The following is a 24,971-nucleotide window of genomic DNA, read 5'->3' as shown; positions in this document are numbered from 1 at the left end:
GTCCGGTTCGGTCGGTCCGCCTAGTCGAACAGCGCGCTCAGCAGCTCGTAGGACCGGCGACGCTCGGCGTGGTCGTACACCGGCGTGGTCACCATGAGCTCGTCCGCGCCGGTGGTGGTGAGCACGGTTTCGAGCTCCGCGCGCACGGTGGCGGGCGAGCCGACCACGACCTCGTGGCGCCGCGCCGCGATCTCCTCGCGGTCGGCGCAGGTGTAGGGATGAGCCGCGGCGTCCTGCGGGCTGGGCAGCAGGATCCGGTTGCCCCGCGTGCGGCTGAGCACCTTCAAACGCGTCGACCCGGCGAGCCATTCGGCGTGCTCGTCGGTGTCCGCCGCGATGACCGATGCGCTGACGAGCACCTGCGGTTCCGCCGCCACCGGGGAGGGCCGGAAGGAGTCCCGGTAGAGCTGGACGGCGTCGAGCCCGCCGGGGTTGAGGTGGTGGGCGAAGGCGTAGGGCAGGCCGGTCGCGCCCGCGAGTTCGGCGCTGGCGGTGCCCGAACCGAGAACCCACACCTGCGGCCGGTTTCCGACCGCGGGCACCGCGGTGACGGCCTCCGCCGCCGGTTCGAAGTAGCCGAGCAGCTCGTGCAGCAGCTCGGCGAAGGGCGCGGAAGTCCGCGCGCCCCGGACCGCGGCGGCGGCACGCGGCGGACCTCCCGGAGCGCGGCCGAGCCCGAGATCGATCCGTCCCGGGTGCAGCGCCTCCAGCGTCCCGAACTGCTCGGCGACGATGAGCGGTGCGTGGTTGGGCAGCAGGACTCCGCCGGAGCCGACCCGGATGCGGTCGGTGGCGTCGGCGATCCGGGCCACCAGCACGGCGGGAGCACAACTGGCGACGCCCCGCATGCCGTGGTGCTCGGGGACCCAGTACCGGTGGTAGCCGAGCGAATCGGCGAACCGGGCCAGGTCGACGGTGTTGTGCAAGGCCTGCCGCGCCGTCGATCCCTGCACGATCGGCGAAGTGTCCAGAACGGACAACCGCACGGCGTTCCCCTCCCGGCGATCCGGCAACGCCGCAATCGTCCCAGACCGCCCTGCCGACGACAGCCGGGCGACGCGACCGCGGACACCCGGCAGTCGAGCACGGCCGGGCAGGCAGGTCACCTGCCCGGCCGTGCTCGTTGCGCCCGAACCCGGCCGGGCGCAGTGCGTGCTCGCGGCCGCTCAGTTCACCGGCTGGGCCTGCTCGGCGTGGCGCGGGAGGCTGTGGGCGGTGATGTCGCCGTGCGCGGTGGTCGCGCGGATGTCGAGCTGGGCGTCGGCGCCTTCGGCGTTCATGAGCGCGTTGCGGATCCGGCCCTGGGAGGTGCCGGCGTCCAGGCACGCCGAGACCCCGTGGGCGGCACCGACGGAGATGGAGCCGGACTCGGTGCGCAGCACGACTGCGCCGCGCACGGCCTCCGCGATGCGGATGTCGCCCTGCTGGTTGCTGATCTCGGCAGGGCCGCTCAGGCGGCCGATCGAGATGTCACCGGCGTGAGCGGTGAGGCGGAGGCTCGCGACCTCGTCGAGCGCGACCGCGCCGTGCGCGCCGTCGAAGGAAACGTCGCCGAGCCGTCCAGCGGTGCGGAACTCGGCGGCGGCGGCCTTCGCCTCGACCCGCGACCCGGCGGGCAGCTGGACCGTCACCTCGATCGCCCCGGACGGGCCGAGGATCTGGGGCTTCGCCGGTGCCTCGATCCGCAGGACGCCGTCGCGGTATTCGACCGCGGTCTGCTCCGCCGCCTTCACGTCGCGGCTCTTCTCGGCATTCGCGGGGCGGACCTCGACCACGGTGTCGGCCCGGTCGGCGGCGATGAACCGGACGCGCCCGGCGGGGACGTTCAGCTGGGCGGAGATCGGGGCGGGGGTGTCGAAGTTCTGCATCGTGCTCTCCGTTCGGTCGCACCCGCTGGCGGGGCGCTCGTGGTGGCTGTGATTTATTGCTCGGTCACTGAAACCACGATCGCCTGCTGCGCTGACACGGGACGGCCATCGCGCTGACACGACCGCTGACACGGCGCCGCCCGCGGGGAACGGTGGAGATCGGGGGCCGAACGCAGCCGGTGCGTCAGCGAGTTCCGGCGGACTGCGGCGCGATGCGGAACTCCAGGGCGGTGCGCTCCTCGGAGACCTCGGTCGCGCTCCGCAGTTCCAGGCCGGTCTCGGCCGCCAGGGCGGTCAGCTCGTCGACCGTGCGCTCCCGGCCGCCGAAGCACATCAGCATGAACAGGTTGATCGCCGTGCTCGTGCCCGGCCCGAGCACCGGTTCGATCACCACCACGGTCGCGTCCGGTGCCGCGGCCCGGCGGCACCTGGCGAGGATCTCCCGGGCCTGGTCGTCGTCCCAGTCGTGCAGGACGTCGGACAGGACGTAGGCGTCGGCGCCCGCGGGCAGCGGGTCGAAGAAGCTGCCGGGAACGGCGTCGGCCCGGTCGCCGAGTCCGGCTGCCGCGAACCGGTCGGCAGCCGCGGCGGCCGTCGGCGCCAGGTCCAGCACCTGGCCGCGGACGGCGGGGTGGGCGCGCAGGATCTCGGCGAGCAGGTTCCCGTCACCGCCGCCGACGTCGAGGACGCGGGCGAAGCGGCTCCAGTCGAAGCGCGCGGCGATCTGCGCGGCCTGCGTCGCGAACCGCCAGGACATCTGCGCGTCGAACGAGCGGCGCAGGTGCGGGTGGGCGTCCAGGTCGGCCCAGAAGTCGCGGCCGTAGCGGTGCTCGTAGGCGGGAGCGCCGGTGGTGATCGTCCCGAGCAGATCGGCGAAGGCGAGCTCGGCGCGCCCGCCCGCGCAGTTGATGTCGAGCAGCGGCTTGATGCCCTCCGGGGCGTCCTCGCGCATCTGCAGGCCGAGCTCGGTCGGCCGGTAGCGGCCCGCGTCGAGTTCGAAGACTCCGGCGGAGACCAGGTGGTCGAGCATCAGCCGCAGCGCCGGTGCGGCGGTCCCGGTCCCGGCGGCGAGCTGCTCGGCGGTGGCGCCCGCTCCGCCGGCGCGTTCCACCAGGCCGAGCGTGGCGGCCACCCGGATGGCCATCGGCGTGGCCAGTTCTGCCATGGCGAGGATCGACGAGCCCACCGGCCGAGGCTAGCGGAACCGGCACCGGACTTCCGCCGGTTTTCGGCCGATCGCGCGGGGCAACCTGATCGGTGCCGTCCGCGTCTTGTGGGGCAACGGGGATCGTCGGCGGAGAGGCAGTGATGTCGAGAAGGAGCGCAGCTGCGGTGGTCGCCACCGTGGTCGCGGTCGTCGCAGTGGCCGGCACCGCGATGGCGGAGGGCGGCTGGACCGGTGAGGAGTTCCCGGGCCGGCCCGACATGGCGTCCTACGTGAGCACCGTGTCCAGCGGGGGCGGGGCGACCTGGGCGTTCGGCACCTACAGCCCGCCGGGCTCGCCGGTTTCCACCACCGCGCAGGGCTTCCGGCGGGAGGACGACGGGCGCTGGGTGGAGGTGCCGATGCCCAACATCGGGCAGGTCGCGTCCTCCGCGGTGACCGGTCCGGACGACGTCTGGGTCGTCAGCCAGTTCAGCAAGTTCAGCCGAGGCGCGACGCTGCACTGGGACGGGCGGGCGTGGACCGAGGTGCCGCTGGTGGTGCCGGACGCACCGCGCATCTCGCCGCGCGACGTCGCAGCCGTCGGGCCCGACGTGTGGGCCATCGGCAGCGCCTACCGCGACGGCGAGGACCCGCTGTCGCGGAGCTTCGCCGCGCGCTGGGTCGACGGCGGCTGGCAGGGCGTCGCGCTGCCGCCCGAGACCGACGACCAGGTCTTCACCAGCATCGGCGGCGCGGCGGCGGACGACCTCTGGATGGCGGGCACGACCGTCGGGCGGCCGCAGCAGCTCGTGTCGATGCACTGGGACGGTGCTCGGTGGAGCCACGTTCCGGTGCCGCCGCTGGACACGGCGGAGTCCGATTACCTCACGGTGCACGACGTCGCGGCCTTCCGGCCGGACGACGTCTGGCTGTCGGCCACCCAGACGCCCTACGACACGCCGGAGGCCGGCCGACCGGTGCTCATGCACTGGGACGGCGCGGAGTGGGCTCGGCAGGAACTGCCGGCCCCGGTCGGCGAGCTCGGCGAGCTCGTGCAGGCCGGGGGAGCGCTGTGGAACCTCTCCCCGGACGCGCTGCTGCGCTACGACGGGACGGGGTGGCAGCAGGTCGACGGGCCGCCGGAAGGCGCGCTCGGCAACGGGGCCGAACTCCCGGACGGGCGCCTGGTCGGCACCGGCAGCGGGGGCGACTCGTACGAGCCCCAGCCGTTCGCCGTCGTGCAGAGCCGCTGACCGGTCGACGCCGAGGTCCGCAGCGGCCCTCGGCCTCGCCTCACCCCGTCCAGAGCTCTTCGGCCCGCTTCCGCAACGCGCGGGCGACGGAGTCGAATCCGGCCTTGAGCCACGGGCCCATCGTCTCCAGCATCGCCGCCGCGTGCTCGCCGCTGAACGTGTTGACGGTGCGGTAGCTGCAGCGGTTCTCGCCGAGCGGCTCGATCCACTGGTCGCGGACCGAGAAGATGCCGGGGATCTCCTCGCCGGTGTCGTAGCGCAGGTGGCGCGGCGGGTCGACGGCCCGGATGTGCTCGCGGCTGACGAACGTGCCCGCCGAGCCGTCCGCGTTCGGCAGGGTGAGCGCGATCGGCGACCCGATCTCCAGCGAGGTCTCCACGTGCACCGTGAAGGGATTCCACCGGTCGTAGCCGGGAAAGTCGACGAGCACGTCCCACACGAACCGGGCGGGCGCGCTGATTTCGACGGTGACCGACTCGATCGTGGTGCCGTCCGGCGGGATCGGCGCGGGGCTGCTCATGCCGGCATGTACTCGCCGCCGTTGACGTCCAGCGTCGCTCCCGTGACCTCGGAGGCGTAGCGGGACAGCAGGAAGAGCACCGGGCCGGTGCAGTCCTCGTCCGTCGGGATCCGGCCCAGCGGGTTGCGCGCGGCGATCTCGTCGTAGGCGTCCTGCTCCGAGATTCCCCGCTGCTCGGCGGTCATCTTCAGGTGGAAGCGCACACCGGGTCCGTCCAGCCAGCCCATGGCCGCCTGGTTGACCCGGATGCCGTGCTCGCCGAGCTCCAGCGCGAGCGAGCGGGTCGCCGCGGTCATCGCCGCTTTGGCCACCGCGTAGCCGCCGTCGCCGCGCATCGGCTTGCGGGTGGTCATCGTGCCGATGTTGACCACCGAGCCGCGACCGGCGGCCTTCATCTGCGGGACCACGGCGCGGGTCATGTTCAGGGCGCCGAACAGGATGATGTCCATGGTGCGGCGGAGGGCCTTCTCCGGGGCGTCGAGCAGGTCGCCGAAACCGGGGTGGCCGTAGGCGGAGTTGACCAGCCCGGTGATCGTGCCGAACCGGTCGACGGCGGCGGCCACCAGCGCGTCGACCTCGTCGGGTTTCCGGACGTCGCAGGAGACGCCGAGCGCTTCGCCGCCGAGGTCGGTGATCTTCCGCACCTCCTGGTCGACCACTTCCGTCGACCGGGCCGCCAGCACGACCTTCGCGCCCTCGGCCGCGGCACCTGCCGCCAGCCGGGCGCCCAGTCCCGGGCCGACGCCGGAGATGACCACCACTTCGCCGTCGAGCATCATGAGAACCCTTCCTGGTAGAACGCGAAATCCCGGCTCAGCTGCTCGGGCGAGAGCCCGAAGTCCGCCGCGGTGTAGGAGTGGGCCGCGTGCCGCTCCCGGCGATCGCGCTCCACGTAGGACTCGAACGCGGCGTCGTCGGCCTCGTCGGCGGGCAGGCCCAGCGCCTCCAGCACGCGGCGGGCGCCGGCGACCGGCTCGGTCAGCATGGTGTCGAACCGGACGTCGACGAACCGGTCCGGCCGCTTCGCCCGCACCGCGCCGAACTCCCGCAGGCAGGTGGCGAACCGCTCGCTCCAGTACCGGCCGATCGCGACGGGATCGGTCGCGTCGCTGTACTGCGCGGACATCGTGCGCACCATCGAGGCGTAGGACGGCACCGCGCGCAGCGGCGAGCGGTGCGTCATGAGGATCCGGCAGCCGTCGAAGGTGTCCAGCACGGTGTCCACGGCGGTCAGGTGGTGCGGCGACTTCAGCACCCACCGCTTGCCCGCCCGCGCCGGGTCCTGCCACTGCAGCACCTGCAGCCACTGGCGCAGTTCCGCGTAGGCGTTGCGCTGGTCGGCGGCGCGCAACCAGTCGCCGTAACCGGGCACCCAGTAGAACGAGTCGAAGCTCATCGAGGTGAACGACCGGTCGACGAGGATCACCTCCTCCTCCGGGCCGTCCCACTGCACGGTGTGGATGTCGCCGAAGTCCGGTGAGAGCTCCATGAACGCCCGCATGCGCTGCTGCGCGCGGTGCTTGCGCTCGGGCGCGTCCGGTCCTTCGCCGGGGAACGGGATCGGGTAGGAGGTCTCCCAGGACAGCGTGGCGGTCAGCTTCGGCGAGGTGGCCAGCAGCCGGTGCAGCAGCGTCGAACCGGTGCGCGGCAGGCCGCAGATCACCCCGGCCACCACCGGCTCGACGTCGAGGACCTCCGGGTGCTCGCGTTGCAGAGCGCGCAGCCGCAACCGGTCCACCAGCAGCGCGGTGAGCCTGCGGCGGGTCATCTCCGCGCCGAGCCCGGACAGCCGCGCCTCCTCGTTGAGCGAGCGCACCAGCACTCCGAGGGGTTCGAGGAACCAGTCGTCGCCGAACTCGGACAGCCCGGCCTTGTCCCGCGCGGCGGCCAGCAGGTCGTCGACGTGCAGCTGTGCGGTCATCGGCCCTCCCCGGTGCTCGGCGTGATGCGTCCGGCTGCCAGCGATTCCAGGTCCACCACCCGGCATCGCGGGACCGGGTGCTCGTCGGCCCCGAGCCAGCGCAGCAGGGCGGTCCCGCTGCGGTGGTCGCAGGTGTCGATCCAGTTGCCGACACCGGGATCGCGGGCCGCGACGACGATCGTCAGCTGCCCGTCGCGCACGGTCGCGGTGTGCTTGTTGACCGAGATCCGGCGGCGGTGGTCCAGCGATTCCATCCACCAGTTGTTCAGCTGGAAGTTCCAGTAGGGGCAGTCCGGCACCGCCACCTCGATCAGCCAGGCCTGGTCCGGACGCAGCGTCCAGTAGCCGTGCAGGTAGTGGATCTCCGGGTCGCCACCGGCCCGCTGGAACATGTTCTGGCCGAAGTCCGGCAGCTCGTTGGGCCGGGTCGTGAACAGCTCGGCCCAGCCCGCGAAGGTCGCCGCGGTGCCGTGCGCCGCCAGCGCCGCCCGGCGCAGCGCACCGGCCATGAACTCCGGCGTCAGCGGCGGTGGCTCGGCCGGGGCGCCGATCCGCTCGATGTGCCACTGGCCCGGCGTCTCGGTGGCGCGGTCCAGGTAGGTCTGCCGCACCACCAGGCCGGTGGAGTCGGGCGCGAGCGGGAGCCAGTTGCGGCCCTGCTCGGTCGCGCTGGCGATGATCTCGACCGTGCCGTCCGGTTCGACGACCAGGTCGGCGTCGGTCAGCTCGCCGGTGGAGGCCATGGTGCCGTCCTTGGCGTACCGGTTGGCCTTGGAACCGATGCTGAAGTACGCGATGCTGCCGCGCCGCCCGGTGATCCGGTAGCTGCGGTCACCGCGGATGTTCGCCGACAGGTACACGTTGTCCGGGTTGTCGGCACCGATCTTGACCAGGTCCGGCTCGTGCAGCCGGGGGAAGTCCGGGTCGGCGTTGTCCACGCAGGTGTAGAGCATCTCGCGGGTGAGGCGGGCCAGGTAGCGCAAGCCCTCCGCGCGGTCCAGCGGGGTGTCCGGGGCGCTGTCGCGAAGCAGCACCTCACCGGCCTTCTCCAGCGCCCGGCAGAACTCCCGCCACTGCTCCGCCTCTCCGGGATTTTCAGCGGTGGTTGCGTTTTGGGGTTGAGCTTGCGTTCTCGGGGTTTCTTGTGGCTGGGTCGCGTCACGGTCCCCTGAGATGCGGTTGGGCGGGGGCGGGGCTGATGCGGGGTTGCTCATGACGCCTCCAGGTAGAACGCGTTCTAGCTTCACGCTACGCGAAGGAGAGCGTTGGTCAAGACTCCCTGCGGCGCCCATCGCGCGGAGGCTCATGAACCGCGTCGGCCTGGAGTGCTTGGTCGGTTCGGTCGGCAGAACCGCTGAACGCGGAGCCCTGGCCCGGGGACGGTCGGGGTGTGCCCCCGGGCCGCGGGGCTTTGTCAGCGGTTGTAGACCGCGACGTAGTCGACCAGCATCGGGTGGCCGGGCTCGGTGCTGGCGGTCGGCGTGGCGAAACCGGCGTCCTTGTCCGGGAAGGCGCCGCCCATCGCCACGTTGAGCAGCAGGAAGAAGCCCTCGTGGGAGGTCATGTTCGCCCACGCCTGCGGGTTGATCTGCGACTCGCTGACCGAGTGGAACTGCTGGCCGTCGACGTACCAGCGCAGCTCCTCGACCTCACCGGTGCGGTCCCACTCGAAGCGGTAGGTGTGGAAACCGCCCTGGCAGGTCTCGCCGGGGCACGGGCTGCTGCCCGCGATGCCCTCGGTCTCGTTGCACGAGCCACCGGGGCTGACGTCGCAGTGCAGGACGCCGTGCGTCTCGTTCTTGCCGTTGACGTTCTCCATCACGTCGAACTCGCCGATCCCGGGCCAGTTCCAGTAGTTCCCGCGGTACGGCGAGCCCAGCGCCCAGAACGCCGGCCAGTACCCGAGCGCGGCCTCACCGGTGGTGTTGGGCACCTGCAGGCGCGCCTCGATGCGGACCGCACCGCCTTCGGCGGCTTTGAAGTCGGCGCGTTGCGTCTCGATCCGCGCCGAGGTCCAGCCGCCCGCGCCGTCGCGCAGCGGGGTGATCCGCAGGTTCCCGTTGCCGTCCTGGGCGAGGTTGGCCGGGTCGTCGGTGTAGGTCTGGATCTCGCCGGTGCCCCAGTTGGCCGGGCCGCCCGGGTAGGAGGTGCCGGTGTCGACGATCCAGTCCTGGGAGGGCGGTGCGCCCGCGCCGCCGGTGAAGTCGTCGCCGAAGGTCAGCGTCCAGCCGTCCTCCGGCGGCGGGATGTCCGCAGCTGCGGGCGGGATGGTGATGGCGGCGATGCTCACGCCGATGGCGAGGGTGGTGGCGGCGATGCGACGCCGCGTCTGCCGTGTTGTCACGTGATCCTCCGCGGTGTTGTGTCCGGGTGCTTCGGTGGAACACGGCTGTCCGGCCGGGCACCGTTCACCGGTCGCACCGGATGCGCCGGGAGGCGTAGTGGGACTGCGCCGATGGGACGCTGGACCCGCCGCCGCGGGCGTGGCGTGCGAACCTGGGTTCTTCGGGATGCGAACGGGGTAACGGCATGCGCAGGACGATCGTGCTCATGGCTGTCGTGGGGGCGTTGGCGCTGGCGGCGGTCGGCTGCGGGCCGCCCGCGGAGCAGGTCGGCTTCCACGAGTGGAGTTCCGGCCAGGCCTTCCGGTCGGGCACCGCCGAGGGGATCGACGTCGTCGGCGACGGCATCCGGATCGGCGTCCCGGTCGGCACCGTCCAGCACCCGTCGCCGGACGGCCGCGCCAGGGACTACGACTACGCCAGGTGGACCTCGCCGCCGCACCGCACCGGTTTCCCCGCCACCCAGCTGGTGACCTCGTGGAACGCCTCGACGCCGCCGGGCACCTGGGTTCAGGTGGAGATGCGGGGGCGCACCACCGGCGGCGCCGACACCGGCTGGTACGTCATGGGCCGGTGGGCATCGGGAGATGCCGACATCCACCGGACCAGCGTCGGCGGCCAGTCCGACGCGCACGGGACGGTCAGCGTGGACACCTTCACCGCGAACCCGGGCGAGGAACTGGCCGGGTACCAGCTGCGCGTCACCTTGCACCGCGCCGCAGGCACCTCGGCATCGCCCTCGGTGTCGATGGTGGGCGCGATGACCTCGGCGATCCCCGACCGGTTCGAAGTGCCGGCCTCGGAGCCGGGTGCGCGCGGCGTCGAGCTGGCGGTGCCGCGCTACTCGCAGAACATCCACAAAGGACATTTCCCGGAGTACGGCGGCGGCGGTGAGGCCTGGTGCAGCCCGGCTTCCACCGAGATGGTGGTGGAATACTGGGGCGAGCACCCGTCCGAGCAGGACCTCGCCTGGATCGGCGCGGACCACCCGGACCGGACCGTGGACCACGCCGCCCGGCAGACCTTCGACCACGCCTACGACGGAACCGGCAACTGGTCGTTCAACGTCGCCTACGCCGCCACCCACGGCTTGAAGGCGCACGTCACCCGCCTGCGCTCGCTGACCGAGGCCGAGGAGTACATCCGCCGCGGGATCCCGCTGATCACCTCGCAGTCGTTCCGCGCCGACGAGCTCGACGGCGCGGGCTACGGCACCGAAGGCCACATCCTGGTCGTCGTCGGATTCACCGAGGACGGCGACGTCGTCGTCAACGACCCGGCGTCCTCGGACGATCCTTCGGTGCGCAACGTCTACCCGCGCAGGCAGTTCGAGAACGTCTGGTTGCGCACCAAGCGCCACGATGCCGACGGCGAGGTGGCCAGCGGATCCGGCGGCATCGCCTACGTCATCACCCCGCCGGGCCGCGCCTTCTGAGCCGCGGATCAGCGCGGGTTGCGCCAGCGCAGGGTGCGCACGATCTGGTGCGGCCGTTCCCGCGCAGCGCGGAGGGTGAGCTCGGTGGCTTCTGGAGTGCCCGCCCGGATCAGCCGGGTTCCCGGCACGTAGCGGCTGAAGGCGGTGGCGAACGCGGTGGCCTGCGCCTTCGTCGTGCTCGCCGGGCGCGGCACCCGCCACGCGCGGTGCTCGGTGGCGATCAGCCACCTCGGAGTGCCCAGCGGCCCCATCGCTTCCTCGAAGGCATCGGCCCACAGCTGCGCGGCATCGTCGTCGACGCCGCTGATCAGCGCGGTCACACCGTCATCGGTGGACGTGGTGGTGACCGCAGCGCGACGCAGTCCCGGCTGGCCGGAGGCTGCGAGCCCCGCGGCGACCGCTTCGCCGAGCAGGCCGGCGGTCTGCTGCTGGGAACGGGTTCTGCCGCGTGCGAAGACGGCGAGCAGCCCGGCTGCTGCGCCGACGGCGCCGGCCAGTGCGACGGCGGTCGGCAGTTGCGCGGCCACCGAAGCAGCCGCTGTCGCCGCGCTGCCCAGCGCGGCCGTGCCCGCACCGGCGCGCCGCCAGCCTCGGCGCCGGATCCGCACCGCCCGTCGCCTGCGCCGCGGCGCGAACCGCAGCTCGCTGGTCGCGACGCCGTCGGCTGCCACGTTCGCCCAGTCGCGCAGGGTTCCGGCGCGATCGGCGACCAGCGCCGCGCTCTCGGCGTTGATGGCTGCGTGCTGGTGCGCTGGCGGCGGAGTCGCGTCAGCGGCGCGCGGGTGGACCTTGCGGGCACCTGTCACGATGCCGCCGTCCCCGTCCGGGCCCCACCAGCGGGCGTGGCGGCGGCGGAACCTGCTCCAGTCGCCGTGCGCCGTCGGGTGCGCGATCACCACGTCCCACAGCGATGCGACCTCGTGCGGAGCGTCCGGATCGATGCGCAGCGCCCGGCCGCGCAGCTGCGTCGTCGCGGTGGGACTGGCGACTTCGGTGAGGTCGACCAGCACGTTGAGCCCCGGGTAGTTCCAGCCCTCGCCCACCAGCCCGCGGGTCGCGACCAGCGTGTGCGCGGCGCCGTCCTCGAGCGCTGCGCGTGCGGCGCGAAGCCAGTGCGCCGGTTCCCACGCCGCACCGCGGCCGACGAGCTCGACGGCAGCGGGGATGTCGCAGCCCCGGGAGTCGACCCACCGACCGTCCGTTGTGGACAGGTTGATCGCGCGCTGGATCCGGTCGGCGCCCAGCGCATCGCACCACGCGCCGCGTCCGGTCACGCAGATGACGCCGCGCTGCACCACTTCTCCGGCTTCGCACACCGCGGCGAGCACTCGTGCGGCGGTTCCGGCGTCGGTGCCGAGGTAAGCGCGGAGCGCGGCGGGCGGGCTCGTGGCCCGATCGCGCTCCACCGCGACCAGCGCCCGCATCCGGTCGCCGCGAACCGCGGCTTCCCGGGCGAGGATCTCACCGGCGGCGCGGCCCTTCGCTAAGGAGCGCGAGCACACGATGTCCGCGGTCGACCGGGTCCAGCGGAGGCCCGCGGCGGTGACGGCGACGCCGTGCCTGCGCAAGATCCGCGTGAGCTCCTCGCGAGCGGGCGGCGGGACGGCGCCGTCGGGTGCGTGCAGCCAGGCATCGGCGAGCAGCAGCCGGTCGTCCAGCGACAGCGGCGCTCCGGCGTCGGCCTCCGCCGGTGGGTCGAACCCGGCGGGCAACGCCATGCCCCGGGCCGACCACCACCTGGCCACCGCAGCGGCGAGCAGCGGATCGCGATCCCAGAAGTGGTCCCACGCGGCGGTCACGCGTTCCCGCGAATCCGCCGCCGCGGACTCGATGTGCGCGACGGCCCAGGTGATGAACGCGTCCTCCAGGAGCACCGCGTCCAGCTCGGCGGCGAAGGAATCGGACCAGGTGTCGAGGAACGCGGCTTCCGAGGGCTCCAGCTCCGCGACCCGCACCCCGTCGCGCCACGGCGCGACACCGCCCTCCGCGACCATCGCGGCCAGGTGCAGTTCGGCGTCCACCGGGCCGAGCAGGCCCGCGTAGTTCAGCTTCTCGCGGGCGGTGTCGGGATCGGGCAGCGTCGCGGTGAGGCCGATGACCGCCACCGCTTCCAGCCGCTCCACCAGCGCGTTCACCACCAGTGCCCACCAGTCGAGCAGGTGGTGGCACTCGTCGAGCACCAGGCAGCCGATGCCCATCCCGGCGATCCGGTCGATGAGCGCGGCAGGCCCCGGGCCGAGCAGTTGCTCCGGGCGCAGCCCGGCGTGCTCGCCGGTGCTCAACGACCGGCGCAGCGCGCGCACGTGCCGGTTGAGCTCCCGCTTGGCGCGCGCCGGATCATCCCGTTCGACCGTGCTGATCCGCTCGGCGGCAGCCTCCGCCCCGATTTCCGCGGCGACCTCGGCGGTCCAGAGCCGGCGGGCCGCCTCCCTCAGCTCCTGTTCGGCCGCACCGGGATTGCCCAGCAGCTGGTAGGTCACCGAGTGCAGCTGCGCCGGGCCGTCGAGGTCGGTGCGGGCGAAGGTGCCCGGATCACCGCCGAACAGCGCGACGGAACTGCGCCACTGGTCGCGGATGGCGGTGGTGGGCGAGAGCACGAGGGTGCGTTCACCGAGCCGACGAGCCAGTTCGAGTCCGATGAGCGTCTTGCCGGAACCCGGCGGCGCGCACAGGTGCCACCGCCGGTCGGTGACGTGCGAGCACAGCCCGAGCAGGTGCTGCTGCGACTTCCGCCAGGTGAACGCCGGCGCCAGGCCGGACCAACCGGTCACCTCGAAACCCGCATCCGCACCGCGCCAGCCTAGTTCTCCAGCCGGCGCTCGTCGTCCAGCCCTCCCACGGCACCGTTCAACGGTTGTTGGCGGAGGTGGACGGGAATCGAACCCGCCTGACCGAGGTACTCGGCCACGTCGGTTTTGAAGACCGCGGGGGCCACCAGGCGCCCTCACACCTCCAGCGCCGAGGATAGGGGGAAGGCGCGGTTGTGACAGAACCATGACATGGCGGGCACCGGGCGCGGACATCGCCGGACGATGCTGACCTGGTGGTACTGGATTCACCGCGCCCGCTCCGGGCGGCACTGCCGTTGCTGGCCGCGGCCTGCGTCATCGGTCTCGCAGCGAGCTGCGCGCTGTTCGTGTGGACCCCGTCCGGCCAGCTGCTCGACCAGCAGCTGCTGGACCGGGCGGACCGGGGGAGCCCCGCCTACGCGCAGGCGGTGGAGCTGCTCGCCATCACCGGAGATCCGCTGGTGCTGGCAGGTCTGCTCACCGCTGCGCTCGTCGTGGGCGCGCTCTGCGGCCGGTGGCGGGCCGGGCTCGCCGGTGCGATCGCGTTCGCAGCGTCGATCGTCGCTTCCCGGCTGCTCAAGCTCGTGCTGCCCCGTCCCGACCTCGACATCGCCGGTTCGACGACGCACAACAGCTTCCCGAGCGGCCACGTGACCGCGGCGGCCGCGCTGCTGATCGCCTTCCTGCTCGTGCTCCCGCCTCGTGTGCGGTGGTGGTTCGCCGTGCCCGGCGCGGCGGGGGTGGCCGCCGTCGGTGCGGCGACGATGACCGCGGGCTGGCACCGGCTCAGTGATGTGGTGGGAGCCGTGCTGCTGGCAGCGGCCTTCGGCTGCGCGGCCGCGTGGGCGACGGAGCGGCACGCGCCCGCTCCCGGACGAACCGCTGACCACGCCTTCACAGCAGGGAAATGAGTGTTCCACCATGGCTGTACAGGAAGACGAACGCGACCGCCACGCTCGCGGTGGTGAGCGCGCCCAGCGCGGTGGTGCGCCACGGGCGCAGGCGCCATGCGGACACCGCTGCGAGCAGGAGGAGCCCGACTGCGATCTGGCCCCACCAATAGGACGGCGGTGTGGTGTCGGCGATGTAGCGCAGTCCGTAGACGCCCTCGCCGATCAGCACTCCGCTGATTCCACCGCCACCCAGCGCCGCGCGCGCTCCTCGCCGATGCCGCAACCAGTGCGCGCCGAGGCCGAGCAACGGGCCGACCACGACCGCCGCCGCGCCCCAGAAGATCAGCAAACCCGACGAGGACGGATATCCCCGGAGCTGGTTGGCGACGACGTACCCGATCAGCATGCACACCAGCACGAAGGAACCGGACGCGGCCGCCACTCCGTCGCGAGTCGCGAGAAGCGCCACCAGGAACGCCGTCAGCGCCCAGGAACTCGCGGAATTGGCGAGCGGGGCGAGCGATTCCGGCAGCCACTGCTGCCCGAAGGCGGTCAGCGCACCCAGGGCGAGTCCCGCTGCCACGGCGACAGCGAGCGCGCTCAGATGCCGCTGGGCGGCTTGACCGGGGATCTCGGTTGCGTGCACGTGCGGCAGCTTCCCACGCATCGTCAGGTGTCCTGCGCACCGTCCCCGCAACGGTGTCCGAGCAGTGCTGACCGCGGAGGTGCGTGGTCGGCGGGAGAGCCCCGGAGGCCGATGTGATACTGAACGGCGTGCCCAGAGTGCTGCTGATCGAGGACGACCCGGCGGTGCGGCAGGGCCTCGAACTCGCGCTGACCAGGCAGGGGCACCGGGTGGACGCGGTCGGCACCGGCGAGCTGGGCCTGGAGCGGCTGCGCGCCGACCGGCCGGACGTCGTGGTGCTGGACCTGATGCTGCCCGGCATCGACGGTTTCGAGGTGTGCCGCCGCATCCAGGCCGAGAGCCTGGTTCCGATCATCATGCTGACCGCGCGCGGCGACGACGTGGACGTGGTCGCGGGCCTGGAAGCGGGCGCCGACGACTACGTGGTGAAGCCGGTGCAGGCCCGGGTGCTCGAAGCGCGGATCCGCGCGGTGCTGCGGCGCGCCGGTCGGGAGCAGGAGTCCGCCGAGCAGCACGGCGAGCTGACCATCGACCGGGCGGGCTTGGTGGTGACCAAGCGCGGCGCCGGGATCGGCCTGACGCCGACCGAGCTGCGCCTGCTGCTGGAGCTGTCGGCGACGCCGGGCCGGGTGCACAGCCGCCAGCAGCTGCTGGAATCGGTGTGGGACCACGGCTATCTCGGCGATTCCAGGCTGGTGGACGCGTGCGTGCAGCGCTTGCGCGCGAAGATCGAGGACGATTCGGCGACTCCGGTGTACGTGCAGACGGTGCGCGGATTCGGGTACCGGTTCGGGCCGTTGTGATCCGGCTGTTCGGGCTGCGCACCCGGTTGCTGATCGCGTTCGGCCTGCTGAGCGTGGTGACCGCGGCGGCGGTGGCCGGGGTGAGCTACGTGCAGGCGCGCAACCTGGTGCTCCAGCAGTCCCAGGACGCTTCGGTGCGCGCCACCACGACCCGGCTGGAAACCCTGTACCCGCTGCGGAACCCGGCGCCGGGCCCGGTCGAGCTGGGCGAGATCGCCGACGTGGTGCGCGACCGGAACACCTCCGCGATCGCCTTCTGCGGCGACGAGCGCTCGCGCGACGATTTCCCGGTGCAGCTGATCCCGGCGGACCTGCGGCGGGAAGTGGACCGCGGCAAGATCGTCTGGCAGCGGATTCGGCCGCGCGGGGTGCCGATTCTGGTCACCGGCGTGCCGCTCATGGTCGTGAACGCCGACGGTTCGGTCCAGCCGTCCGGAATCCAGGTCTACACCGTGCGCGATCTGATGGCCGAGGAGGAGGACATCGGATCGCTCGCCATCCAGTCCTGGGGCATCGGCGGAGCCGCGCTGGGACTGGCGGTCGTGCTGGCGCTGTTCGCCGCGCGCGGAGTGCTGCGCCCGGTCCGCGAGCTCAGCGATGCGGCGCAGCGGCTGGGCAGCGGCGATCTGGAGACCCGGATATCCGTGCGCGGCAACGACGAGCTGGCCCAGGTCGCGCGGACCTTCAACGAGACGGCCGCGGAGCTGGAGCGGCACGTGACGCAGCTGCGCGAGATGAAGGCCGAGGCCCAGCGCTTCGTGGCCGACGTCTCGCACGAGCTGCGCACGCCGTTGGCCGCGGTGACGCCGGTGACCGACATGCTCGACGAGGACGCCGACCGGCTGCCCGACGAACTCGGCGCCGCCGCCCGGCTGGTCAGCCAGGAGATCCACAACCTGGGGCGGCTGGTGAACGACCTGATCGAGATCAGCAGGTTCGACTCCGGCACGGCCGCGCTGACCCTGGACGAGGTGGACCTCGCCGCGCTGGTCCGCGCGACGTTGCGCACGCGCGGCTGGACCGACCAGGTGGACGCCGATCTCCCCGAGGTCACCGCGGTGGTCGACCCGCGGCGGGTGGACGTCGTCGTGGCGAACTTGGTGGGAAATGCGCTGCGGCACGGCGCCGCACCGGTGTCGGTGCGGCTGCGCGCGGACGAGGACTGGGCCACCGTCGAGGTCCGCGACAGCGGTCCGGGGCTCGATCCGGAGGTGCTGCCGCACGTGTTCGCCCGCTTCTACAAGGCCGACGTGGCCCGGGCGCGCTCGGAGGGCAGCGGCTTGGGCCTGGCGATCGCGCGGGAGAACGCGGCCCTGCACCGCGACGGCGAGCACCGGGGCGACCTGTTCGCGGCCAACGATCCGGCTGGTGGAGCGGTGTTCACGCTGCGCCTGCCGCGCCGGGCCCGGAACGGAGGCGGCCAATGACGAGAGCGCTTCGGGCGGTGCTCGTCGCCGGTGCGCTGCTGGTGCTGGCCGGCTGCGGGGTGCAGCCGAGCGGGATCATCTACGGTTCCTCCCCGCCGAGCGGTGCCGTGGCAGCACCGGCGACCTTCACCTCCCTGTACCTGGTGTCGGACGGACGGCTCGCGCGGATCGTCCGCTCGGCGGGACCGATGTCGCGTGCCGAAGCGCTGGCGATGCTGGCTCGAGGCCCGACGGAGGAGGAGCGCGAACGCGGGCTCACCACCGAGGTGCCGGCCGAGGCAGCGCCGTTCACGGTGACCGCTGACGTCTCCGGACGCACGGTGGTCACCGTGTCAGCGCCTCCCAGGCAGCTGTCCGCGCTGGCCGTCGACCAGATCGCCTGCACGGCCGCCGCCGACGGCGGGCAAGTGATGATCATCGGCGTCGGCGCTGGCAGCGGCCCGGTGGTGTGCCCGCTGCGGTGACGAGTCAGGGAGCGCCGCTTGGGTGAACGGTTCGGCCCACGCGACGGCCTCCGCCTCCCGCCGTCCAGTGCCCGTGAGTGCTTTGGGGTGTCATAGCACCCGAAAACGCTCACGGGCACTGAGCTGCCGTTCTCGAAGCGGGCCCCTTTCGTCCACACTGGACTACCCCCGCCCGGCCCGTTTTGTTCGTTCGATCACTCGGGCTCGATCCTCGACGTGCTTAGGTTAGGCTAACCCAAGCGGTCGGCCGGGCTCGTGGTGCCGACCGCGGGAGCGCTCACGACGGAGGAGGAGCTCGCCGGCATGGCTGGATCCGCGTTACCCCTCGAACTGCCCGCTGTCGCGGCCGAACCGCCCGCGCTGGCGTGGCCGGACGGCTCGGCGCGGGTGCTCGGGCCGCTGCCCGCGCCTGCCGAGCTGGCCGAGCGGTTCCCGCGCGACGAGCACCTGCGCGCCCAGGTGGCGGCGCACCGCCGCGCCGTGCGGCAGATCGTCGAGGGCGCGGACGACCGGCTGCTCGTCATCGTCGGGCCGTGCTCGGTGCACGACCCGGACGCCGCGCTGCACTACGCCCACGAGCTGGCGAGCGCCGCGGCCGCGCACGACCGGGACCTGCTGGTCGTCATGCGCGCGTACCTGGAGAAGCCGCGGACCTCGGTCGGCTGGAAGGGGCTGCTGCACGATCCGCACCTGGACGGCGGGAGCGATCTGGCCGCGGGTTTGGCGATCGGGCGCGAATTCCTGGTCCGCGCGGCGGCTTCCGGGCTCCCGCTGGCCTACGAGTTCGTGGACCCGTTCCTCGCCCCCTACGTGCTCGACCTGGTCTCGTGGGGCGCGCTCGGCGCGCGCACGGTGGCCTCCCAGCCGCACCGCCAGCTCGCCTCGGCGCTGCCGATGCCGGTCGGCATGAAGAACGCCGTGACCGGGGACGTGGAGGTCGCCATCGCCGCGGTGCGCGCCGCGCGGGCCGCCCACACCTTCCCCGGCGTGGCGGGCAACGGCGCGCCCGCCGCCGTGGTCGGCGCGGGAAACCCGGCTTGCCACGTCGTGCTCCGCGGTGGTGCGCAGCCGAATTACGACGCCGGGTCCGTCGGCGCGACGCTCGACCAGCTGCGCGCCGCGGGACTGGGAACCGGCGTGGTGGTGGACGCCTCGCACGGCAACAGCGGGAAGGACCACCGGCGGCAGCCGGGCGTGGTCCAGGACCTGGCGGCTCAGGTCGCCGCGGGCAACCGCGGTCTGCGCGGCGTGATGGTCGAGTCGTTCCTGGGCGCCGGGAGCCAGGACATCGCGGCGAAACCGCTGCGCTACGGCGTCAGCGTGACCGACGGCTGCCTGGACTGGCCGACGACCGCGGAGTGCCTGCGAGTGCTCGCCGGAGCAGTGCGCCGCAGGCGGAACCGGTGAGCCGCGGCGAGCACTGGTCGAAAGAGGTGAGCATGAACCCGTTCGACGATCCGGAGGGCGCCTTCCTGGTGCTCGTCAACGACGAGGAGCAGCACTCGCTCTGGCCCGAGTTCGCCGAGGTCCCGGCGGGTTGGCGGCGGGTGTTCGGGCCGGAGTCCCGCGAAGCGTGCCTGGAGCACGTGCGGGCGAACTGGACCGACCTGCGGCCGAAGAGCCTGCGGGTGGCGACGGGGGAGGCAACGGCATGACGCGCGCGGACGCCGAAGCGGGGCGGGTGCAGCACCTCTCTCGCCGGTGCTGGGACCGCTGATCGGCGGCGTTGCCGACTGGCCGTGGCGAACCCGCCGATCGGCCCGCTGTGCTGGCGGGCATCGCGCTCATCGCACCGCTCGCCGAACTGGCGACCCTCGAAGCGGACGCGCTGCTGGTGCGCGGCCTCGGCATCGCGGTGATCGGTGCGGTCCTGCACCCAGCACGGCCGAACCGCAGCTCAGGCCCGCACAGCGCGCGTGAGTCGGCCCGGTCCTGCGATCCTGAACCGGATGATTTGTCCGGTTCGACTGGTCGTGGAGGAGGTCGCATGCTGGCCGGGGGACCCGTGCTCGTCGGCGTGGACGGCTCCGAGCGGTCGGTCGACGCGCTGGCGTGGGCAGTCGGCGAAGCCGCGCTGCGCGGAGCGGAGGTGCACGCCGTCGTCATCAACGACCACCCGTCCCGGGACGGCGTGCTCGAAGACGTGGTGGAGGGCATCGCGGACCGGTTCCGCGACGCGGACCCCGATACCGCGATCAGCGTGAAGATCGCGCGCGGTCGCCCGGCGGCCGAGCTGATCCGGTGCTCCTCCCGAGCCCAGCTCGTGGTGCTGGGCGCGAGAGGCCGCACCGCGGCCGCGGGGATGCTGCTGGGCTCGATCAGCACCAAGGTCGCGACCCACGCCCGCTGCCCGGTCGTGGTCGTGCACGAGCACTGGGAGAGCGCCGGGCCGGTGCTGGTCGGCGTGGACGGCTCCCCGCACGGCCAGCAGGTCCTCCGGTTCGCCTTCGACGTGGCCGCCGCCCGCCGGGCCGAACTCGCGGTGATGCAGGTGTGGGAGGCACCGGGCGCGGAGTTCTCGGTCGTGCTGGCGCCACCGGAGGAGCTGGCCGAGGCGCGCGGTGAAGCCGAGCGCAGCCTCGGCGACCAGCTGACGGGCTGGCGCGAGAAGTACCCGGAAGTCCTCGTGCGCAGGCACACCCCGCGCGGCCATCCGGTGGCGGCCTTGAGCGAGATGGCCGGCGAAGCCCAGCTCCTCGTCGTGGGCCACCGGAACCGCCGGGGCCCGCTCGCGGCCCTGCTGCTCGGCTCGGTCGCCTCCGGCGTCCTCCGCCGCGCCCGGTGCCCGGTGGCGGTGCTCTGCGCCGACGCGCAGTAGCCGGTGGGGCAGGCTCATCCGCTGATCCGCAGCGCGCCCGACGGGCACACCTGCACGGCGCGGGTGACGGCGTCGAGATGTTCCGCGGGCACCTCGGCCACGAGCGGCTCGACGACGCCGTCATCGTCCTGGTCGAACACCTCGGGCGCGTTCAGCACGCACATCCCCGCGCTGACGCAGACATCGCGGTTCGCCTCGATCCGCATCCCTCACCACCTCACCGGCAGCGAGCGCAGGCCGTGGATGAAGTGGTGCGGCCGGAACGCGACCTCCTCGCAGGGCACCGCGAGCGCGAGGCCCGGGAACCGCCGCAGGAGCGCGGGAAAGGCGATCTGCATCTCCATGCGCGCCAGCGGCGCGCCGAGGCAGTGGTGCAGGCCGTGCCCGAAGGCGACGTGCCCGGCAGCGGTGCGGGTGACGTCGAGCCGCTCGCCGTCGTCGACCGAGCGCGGGTCGCGGTTGGCCGTCGCCAGCACCACCGCCACCGCGGAACCCGCCGGGATCGGGACGCCGTCGATCTCGACGTCGCGCAGCGCGGTGCGGGTCACGCCCGCGGTCACGATGCTGAGGTAGCGCAGCAGTTCCTCGACGGCCGGGGCGACGGCCGTGGGATCGTCGCGGACCAGCGCGAGCTGGTCGGGGTGGCGCAGCAGCGCGAGCGTGCCGAGCCCGAGCATGTTGGAGGTGGTCTCGTGACCGGCGGCGAGCAGCAGTTCGGCGATGCCGACCAGTTCGTCGGTGGTCAGCTCGTCGCCGTGCTCGCGGACCAGCATGCCGAGCATGTCCTCGCCGGGCCGCGCCTGCGCGCGGGCGACCAGACCGGCCATGTACGCGCGGCTGTCCCGGAGGAGCTCGGCCTGCTCCTCCTCCGGCAGCGACAGGTCGAGCTGCCTGCCGGTGCGCTCCTGGAACTCCGCGCGGTCGGCGTAGGGGACGCCGAGCAGCTCGCAGATCACCAGGGAGGGGATCGGCAGCGCGAAGTCGGCGACGAGGTCCGCGGGCGGGCCCGCCGCCGCCATCGCGTCGAGGTGCTCCTCGACGATCTCGGTGATGCGCGGCTGGAGCCCGCGCATGCGGCGCACGGTGAACTCCGAGGTCAGCATCCGCCGCAGCCGGGTGTGCTCGGGCGCGTCGAGACCGAGCAGGTTGCCCGCCACCACCCGCGCCCGCTCCTCCTCGGTGAGCGCCGACATGCCGAACTCCTCCTCGCGCGGTGCGACGCTGAACCGGCTGGTGTCGGCCATGACGGTCTTCACCGCCTCGTGCCGGGTGACCGCGTAGACGGGAGTGCCGAACATCGAGGGCACGAGGCGAACGCCCTCCTCCTCGCGCAGCGCGGCCATCTCCGGCGCCGGGTCGAAGCCGTCGCGGCGCAGGAACAGCGGGACGTCCGGCGCTGCGCCCATCGGGCATTGCGGGGCCGGTGCTGGGTGGTCGTGGGGCATCCGATCCGCTCCTTCGTCCGGGCGTGATGGCTACGCCATGAACTGTACTGACTAGTCAGTGCAGTTTCCAGGTTGGTGCTCGTCCTCCAGCGGGCGACGGGAAGAATGGGCGCATGGGTCGCACAACCGGACGGACTCCCGAGGACACTCGTCGGCTGCTGCTCGACGCCGCCGCGCAGGTGATCAGCACGCAGGGCGTCGGCGCGACGCTCGACGTCATCGCCCGCCACGCCGGGATCTCCAAAGGCGGCCTGGTGTACCACTTCGCGAGCAAGCAGGCCCTGCTCATCGCGCTGGCCCAGGAGCAGCTCGACGGCTTCCGCGACTGCGTGCACGAGCAGATCGCCGATCCCGAGGGCACCCCCGGACGGCTCACGCGCGCCTACGTCCGGGCGAACCTCGCCCCGTTCGACGGCGATGAGGTCATCGAGCGCTTCAGCCTCATCGCCCAGCTCCTCACGGTGCCGGAGATCCTCGAGATGTCCAGGGCCGACGAGCGGCGGTGGCAGCGCGACATGGAAGCCGACGGCATCCCGCTCACCGCCCAGCGGGTGATCCTGGCGGCAGCCGACGGAATCGCCGCCCGCCCGGTCTGGACTCCGCCGGACCTGGAACCGGAGGTCCGCCGCGACCTCGAATCGGCGCTCCTCGGCATGATCGACGCGGCCGTCGCCGGAGCGGAATTCCGCCTGTGACGGGCAATTCCGGGCCCGGCCCGGGGATCGATCAGCGGTCGCTCGGGTTGTTCGCCAGGTAGTTCAGGAAGCTCGTCGCCAGCGATGTGAGTGCGGCGTCTTCGCGGACGTAGGCGAATCCGGCCTGCCGCAACGGATACCGGCCCAGGTCGGTGGATTCCTCCGGTGCGAGCTCGCCGTCGATCCGGAGCGGGCGGACGCCGGGGTGCTCGGCGGCCGCTTCGGCCTCGGCGCAGCCGAGACCACCGGGATCCGCGGCGATACCGCGCAGCACTTCGCCGTCGGCGCGCGGCGCGCAGGCCGGTGCGTCCTCGCAGCGGGAACCGGCTGATTCGGGCCTGCCGAGGATCCGGTGATCGAGGATGCGCCGTGCCGTGCTGTCGTCGTGGCGGACAGGAGAGATCGGCACGTCGTTGCCGCCGACCTGCGCCCACGAGGTGATGCGCCCGGCGTGGATGTCGCTGATCTGCTGCCGGGAGAGGTCGGTCACGCCGGCTTCCGGATTCACCACCAGGCTGAAAGCGGCCGAGGCGAACAGCTTCTCGCGGAGGTGCGGCAGTCCGTGCCCGCGCGGGCCGTCCGAGACGGCCAGCAGTTCGGGCGAGCCGTCGCGCGCCGCTGCGCCGTCGGCCAGCCGTTGCAGCCCTTCGGCCGACTCGCCGGTGTCGATCAGGATGCGGCTGTCCGGGCAGGCCGCGGTGTAGTCGTCGGCCGCCTGCCGCAGGATCGGAGCGTAGAGCGCCGAGCCGACCACGACGAGCTCCCCGTCGGCGCACCAGAGGCGCTCCACGACGCGCACCGAGAGCACGGCGGCCGGGGCCAGCGGGACCAGGGCCAGCACGCAGACCAGGGTGATGGTCTCCCGCAGCGTCCGGCGCCCGGGCGCGGTCCTGGTTCCACCGGTCATCTCGTCGTCCTCCCGAGATCGCGTCGACGACCAGTATCCCGGTGCTCGCGGACGAGATCGTGTTCGGTGGCGGACGACTCCCTTACCAGTCCCTGAACCAGCACAGCGGGCCCGCCGCGCGGCTCGGAGTCGCGCGGCGGGCCCGGCCCCCCTTGTGCGTCACGCGGACCGGCCGATCCGCGCACCGTCTGGGCGAGCCGTCGTCCGGCTCGTCCTGCCGAACGGCTCAGTCGTGCACGATGACGCCCCGGATGTTCTTGCCGTCCCGGAGGTCCTGGTAGCCCTCGTTGACCTGCTCCAGGCTGTAGCGGCGGGTGATCAGCTCGTCCAGCTTGAGCTTCCCGGCGTCGTAGAGGCGCAGCAGCCGCACGATGTCGTACTGCGGGTTGGCCGAGCCGAACAGCGTGCCCTTGATCGTCTTCTCGTTCAGCGTCAGGTCAGCGCCGGAGACGTGCACCGTGAGCTTGGCCGGGTCGGCCAGGCCGGTGATCACCACGGTGCCGCCCTTGCCGATCGCGGCGGTCGCCTTGGCCACCACGGTCTCGTCGACGGTGCCGACCAGGATCAGCGCCGCGTCCGCGCCCTGGCCCCAGGTCAGCTCGGTGATCTTCGCCTGCGCCTCGTCGGCGTCGGCGAAGGCGTGCGTGGCGCCGAACTCCAGCGCCTTCTCCCGCTTGAACTCCAGCGGGTCGACCACCACGACGTACTTGGCACCGGCCTGCACCGCGCCCTGCACGGCGTTGATGCCCAGCCCGCCGATTCCGTAGATGACCACGGTGTCACCGGCGCGCACGTCGCCTGCGTTGACCGCCGTGCCCCAGCCGCTGGGCACGCCGCAGCCGACCACGACCGCGGTCTCCAGCGGCAGCCAGTCGTCGACCTTGACCACCGAGTGCTGCGAGATGGTGGCCCGCTCGGAGAACGTGCCGAGCATGCACATGGCGCCGATGTCCTCGCCGCCGTCGCGGAACCGGAAGGTCCCGTCGGGCATCGAGCCCTGCAGGATCGTCGCGCCCATGTCGCAGAGGTTCTGCCTGCCGGTGGAGCAGTAGCGGCAGGTGCCGCAGTTGGGGATGAAGCTGCACACCACGTGGTCGCCCGGCGCGACCTTGGTGACGCCCGGCCCGACCTCCTCGATGATCCCGGCGCCCTCGTGGCCGCCGATGATGGGGAAGCGCGGCGGCAGGTCGCCGTCGGTGAGGTGCAGGTCGGAGTGGCACAGCCCGGCGGCGGTGTACTTGATCAGCACCTCGCCCTCCCGCGGCCCGTCCAGGTCCAGCTCGACGATCTCGAACGGCTTGCCGACATCACGCAGAACTGCTGCCTTCGTCTTCAACTTCCGGCCTCCGATCTACAGCGCGACGGTGACTGATCCAGCGGTCGATGGCTTCGGCTCCCAGTGCACGCCCTCGACCGCTCGGCTCGAAACCGCCGAACGGCAGCGCGATGCGGGAGCCAGGTCCTCGGCTCCGGGCTCCGGGGGGATCTGCTCGTGGGCGGCCGGGGCGTTCCGGGCGAGGTCGTCGACCGCTGCCACCTGGCCTCCTCACGTCGTCGTGACCCGGCCCAGGATTCCGGTCGGGGCGGGCGGTCAACTG

25 protein-coding genes and 1 tRNA gene are annotated in these 24,971 nt (G+C 72.7%); 10 read left to right on the top strand and 16 right to left on the bottom strand.

Annotation, left to right across the window (positions count from 1 at the left end):
• Nucleotides 1-20: 20 nt before the first annotated feature.
• From C4T78_RS10020 to C4T78_RS10010, 3 genes are all read right to left on the bottom strand, one after another.
• Complete coding sequence (locus C4T78_RS10020) at nt 21-986, bottom strand: LLM class flavin-dependent oxidoreductase (protein WP_093355468.1); 966 nt, start codon at nt 984-986, stop codon at nt 21-23.
• A gap of 180 nt (nt 987-1,166) precedes the next feature.
• Nucleotides 1,167-1,868: a DUF4097 family beta strand repeat-containing protein gene (locus C4T78_RS10015; RefSeq protein ID WP_093355465.1), complete on the bottom strand. Its 702-nt coding sequence runs from the start codon at nt 1,866-1,868 to the stop codon at nt 1,167-1,169.
• 184 nt (nt 1,869-2,052) lie between these two features.
• Nucleotides 2,053-3,054, bottom strand: coding sequence for a methyltransferase (locus C4T78_RS10010; protein WP_218161647.1), 1,002 nt, complete (start codon nt 3,052-3,054; stop codon nt 2,053-2,055).
• Between the two features lie 122 nt (nt 3,055-3,176).
• Here C4T78_RS10010 and C4T78_RS10005 point away from each other — a divergent pair, with 122 nt between their 5' ends.
• A complete protein-coding gene (locus C4T78_RS10005; RefSeq protein WP_093355461.1) occupies nt 3,177-4,268 on the top strand; it encodes a hypothetical protein in 1,092 nt (363 codons plus the stop codon).
• Nucleotides 4,269-4,308: 40 nt separating this feature from the next.
• On the opposite strand, the gene C4T78_RS10000 is transcribed toward C4T78_RS10005, so the two are convergent.
• The 5 genes from C4T78_RS10000 to C4T78_RS09980 form a co-directional block, all read right to left on the bottom strand.
• A complete protein-coding gene (locus C4T78_RS10000) occupies nt 4,309-4,788 on the bottom strand; it encodes an SRPBCC domain-containing protein (protein WP_093355459.1) in 480 nt (159 codons plus the stop codon).
• The gene (locus tag C4T78_RS09995) at nt 4,785-5,567 is read right to left on the bottom strand and encodes an SDR family oxidoreductase (RefSeq protein ID WP_093355456.1); all 783 of its coding nucleotides are present in this window, start codon (nt 5,565-5,567) and stop codon (nt 4,785-4,787) included. Before C4T78_RS09995 ends, C4T78_RS10000 begins: the two co-directional genes overlap by 4 nt.
• Nucleotides 5,564-6,709, bottom strand: coding sequence for a sulfotransferase family protein (locus C4T78_RS09990; protein ID WP_177247686.1), 1,146 nt, complete (start codon nt 6,707-6,709; stop codon nt 5,564-5,566). The genes C4T78_RS09995 and C4T78_RS09990 overlap by 4 nt, the downstream gene beginning before the upstream one ends.
• Nucleotides 6,706-7,743 carry a DUF1214 domain-containing protein gene (locus C4T78_RS09985; protein WP_235863681.1) on the bottom strand — a complete coding sequence of 346 codons (1,038 nt, stop codon included), beginning with the start codon at nt 7,741-7,743 and terminating at the stop codon, nt 6,706-6,708. The genes C4T78_RS09990 and C4T78_RS09985 overlap by 4 nt, the downstream gene beginning before the upstream one ends.
• Before the next feature lie 380 nt (nt 7,744-8,123).
• A complete protein-coding gene (locus C4T78_RS09980) occupies nt 8,124-9,053 on the bottom strand; it encodes a glycoside hydrolase family 16 protein (protein ID WP_093355448.1) in 930 nt (309 codons plus the stop codon).
• A gap of 206 nt (nt 9,054-9,259) precedes the next feature.
• Here C4T78_RS09980 and C4T78_RS09975 point away from each other — a divergent pair, with 206 nt between their 5' ends.
• Nucleotides 9,260-10,486: a C39 family peptidase gene (locus C4T78_RS09975; RefSeq protein ID WP_235863680.1), complete on the top strand. Its 1,227-nt coding sequence runs from the start codon at nt 9,260-9,262 to the stop codon at nt 10,484-10,486.
• An 8-nt stretch (nt 10,487-10,494) separates the two neighbouring features.
• Here C4T78_RS09975 and C4T78_RS36345 read toward each other — a convergent pair whose 3' ends face one another.
• On the bottom strand, nt 10,495-13,257 hold the full coding sequence (locus C4T78_RS36345; protein WP_093355443.1) for a DEAD/DEAH box helicase family protein: 2,763 nt from the start codon (nt 13,255-13,257) through the stop codon (nt 10,495-10,497).
• An 87-nt stretch (nt 13,258-13,344) separates the two neighbouring features.
• Nucleotides 13,345-13,440: transfer RNA gene (locus tag C4T78_RS09965), tRNA-Sec, on the bottom strand.
• An 89-nt stretch (nt 13,441-13,529) separates the two neighbouring features.
• On the opposite strand from C4T78_RS09965, the gene C4T78_RS09960 reads away from it, so the two are divergent.
• Nucleotides 13,530-14,186: a phosphatase PAP2 family protein gene (locus C4T78_RS09960; RefSeq protein ID WP_177247685.1), complete on the top strand. Its 657-nt coding sequence runs from the start codon at nt 13,530-13,532 to the stop codon at nt 14,184-14,186.
• Here the strand turns inward: C4T78_RS09960 and C4T78_RS09955 are convergent.
• Nucleotides 14,170-14,835 carry a DUF6518 family protein gene (locus C4T78_RS09955; protein WP_218161646.1) on the bottom strand — a complete coding sequence of 222 codons (666 nt, stop codon included), beginning with the start codon at nt 14,833-14,835 and terminating at the stop codon, nt 14,170-14,172. The two genes, C4T78_RS09960 and C4T78_RS09955, sit on opposite strands and share 17 nt — an antisense overlap.
• Nucleotides 14,836-14,942: 107 nt before the next feature.
• Between C4T78_RS09955 and C4T78_RS09950 the strand changes: the two genes are divergently transcribed.
• From C4T78_RS09950 to C4T78_RS09925, 6 genes are all read left to right on the top strand, one after another.
• Complete coding sequence (locus tag C4T78_RS09950) at nt 14,943-15,617, top strand: response regulator (RefSeq protein ID WP_093355837.1); 675 nt, start codon at nt 14,943-14,945, stop codon at nt 15,615-15,617.
• Entirely contained in the window at nt 15,617-17,044 is a 1,428-nt protein-coding gene (locus C4T78_RS09945; RefSeq protein ID WP_093355835.1) for an ATP-binding protein, read from the top strand. The genes C4T78_RS09950 and C4T78_RS09945 overlap by 1 nt, the downstream gene beginning before the upstream one ends.
• Entirely contained in the window at nt 17,041-17,508 is a 468-nt protein-coding gene (locus C4T78_RS09940; RefSeq protein ID WP_093355439.1) for a hypothetical protein, read from the top strand. The genes C4T78_RS09945 and C4T78_RS09940 overlap by 4 nt, the downstream gene beginning before the upstream one ends.
• Nucleotides 17,509-17,811: 303 nt before the next feature.
• Nucleotides 17,812-18,915, top strand: coding sequence for a 3-deoxy-7-phosphoheptulonate synthase (locus C4T78_RS09935; protein ID WP_093355833.1), 1,104 nt, complete (start codon nt 17,812-17,814; stop codon nt 18,913-18,915).
• A 32-nt stretch (nt 18,916-18,947) separates the two neighbouring features.
• Nucleotides 18,948-19,163: an MbtH family protein gene (locus tag C4T78_RS09930; protein ID WP_309599268.1), complete on the top strand. Its 216-nt coding sequence runs from the start codon at nt 18,948-18,950 to the stop codon at nt 19,161-19,163.
• 332 nt (nt 19,164-19,495) lie between these two features.
• Complete coding sequence (locus tag C4T78_RS09925) at nt 19,496-20,326, top strand: universal stress protein (RefSeq protein ID WP_093355828.1); 831 nt, start codon at nt 19,496-19,498, stop codon at nt 20,324-20,326.
• Between the two features lie 14 nt (nt 20,327-20,340).
• On the opposite strand, the gene C4T78_RS09920 is transcribed toward C4T78_RS09925, so the two are convergent.
• Complete coding sequence (locus tag C4T78_RS09920; RefSeq protein ID WP_093355436.1) at nt 20,341-20,532, bottom strand: ferredoxin; 192 nt, start codon at nt 20,530-20,532, stop codon at nt 20,341-20,343.
• Between the two features lie 3 nt (nt 20,533-20,535).
• Nucleotides 20,536-21,771, bottom strand: coding sequence for a cytochrome P450 (locus tag C4T78_RS09915; RefSeq protein WP_235863678.1), 1,236 nt, complete (start codon nt 21,769-21,771; stop codon nt 20,536-20,538).
• Between the two features lie 113 nt (nt 21,772-21,884).
• Between C4T78_RS09915 and C4T78_RS09910 the strand changes: the two genes are divergently transcribed.
• Nucleotides 21,885-22,466 carry a TetR/AcrR family transcriptional regulator gene (locus C4T78_RS09910; RefSeq protein WP_093355431.1) on the top strand — a complete coding sequence of 194 codons (582 nt, stop codon included), beginning with the start codon at nt 21,885-21,887 and terminating at the stop codon, nt 22,464-22,466.
• Between the two features lie 31 nt (nt 22,467-22,497).
• Here C4T78_RS09910 and C4T78_RS09905 read toward each other — a convergent pair whose 3' ends face one another.
• From C4T78_RS09905 to C4T78_RS09895, 3 genes are all read right to left on the bottom strand, one after another.
• A complete protein-coding gene (locus tag C4T78_RS09905; protein ID WP_093355429.1) occupies nt 22,498-23,373 on the bottom strand; it encodes a substrate-binding domain-containing protein in 876 nt (291 codons plus the stop codon).
• Between the two features lie 226 nt (nt 23,374-23,599).
• Entirely contained in the window at nt 23,600-24,709 is a 1,110-nt protein-coding gene (locus tag C4T78_RS09900; protein ID WP_093355426.1) for an NDMA-dependent alcohol dehydrogenase, read from the bottom strand.
• A gap of 15 nt (nt 24,710-24,724) precedes the next feature.
• Nucleotides 24,725-24,910 (bottom strand): hypothetical protein, encoded by a 186-nt coding sequence (locus C4T78_RS09895; protein WP_093355424.1) that lies wholly within the window; start codon nt 24,908-24,910, stop codon nt 24,725-24,727.
• Nucleotides 24,911-24,971 lie beyond the last annotated feature (61 nt).

The sequence above is a fragment of the Saccharopolyspora kobensis genome, from assembly GCF_900108315.1.
GTDB classification, from domain to species: domain Bacteria; phylum Actinomycetota; class Actinomycetes; order Mycobacteriales; family Pseudonocardiaceae; genus Saccharopolyspora; species Saccharopolyspora kobensis.
This window is presented reverse-complemented; position numbering and strand designations above follow the sequence as displayed.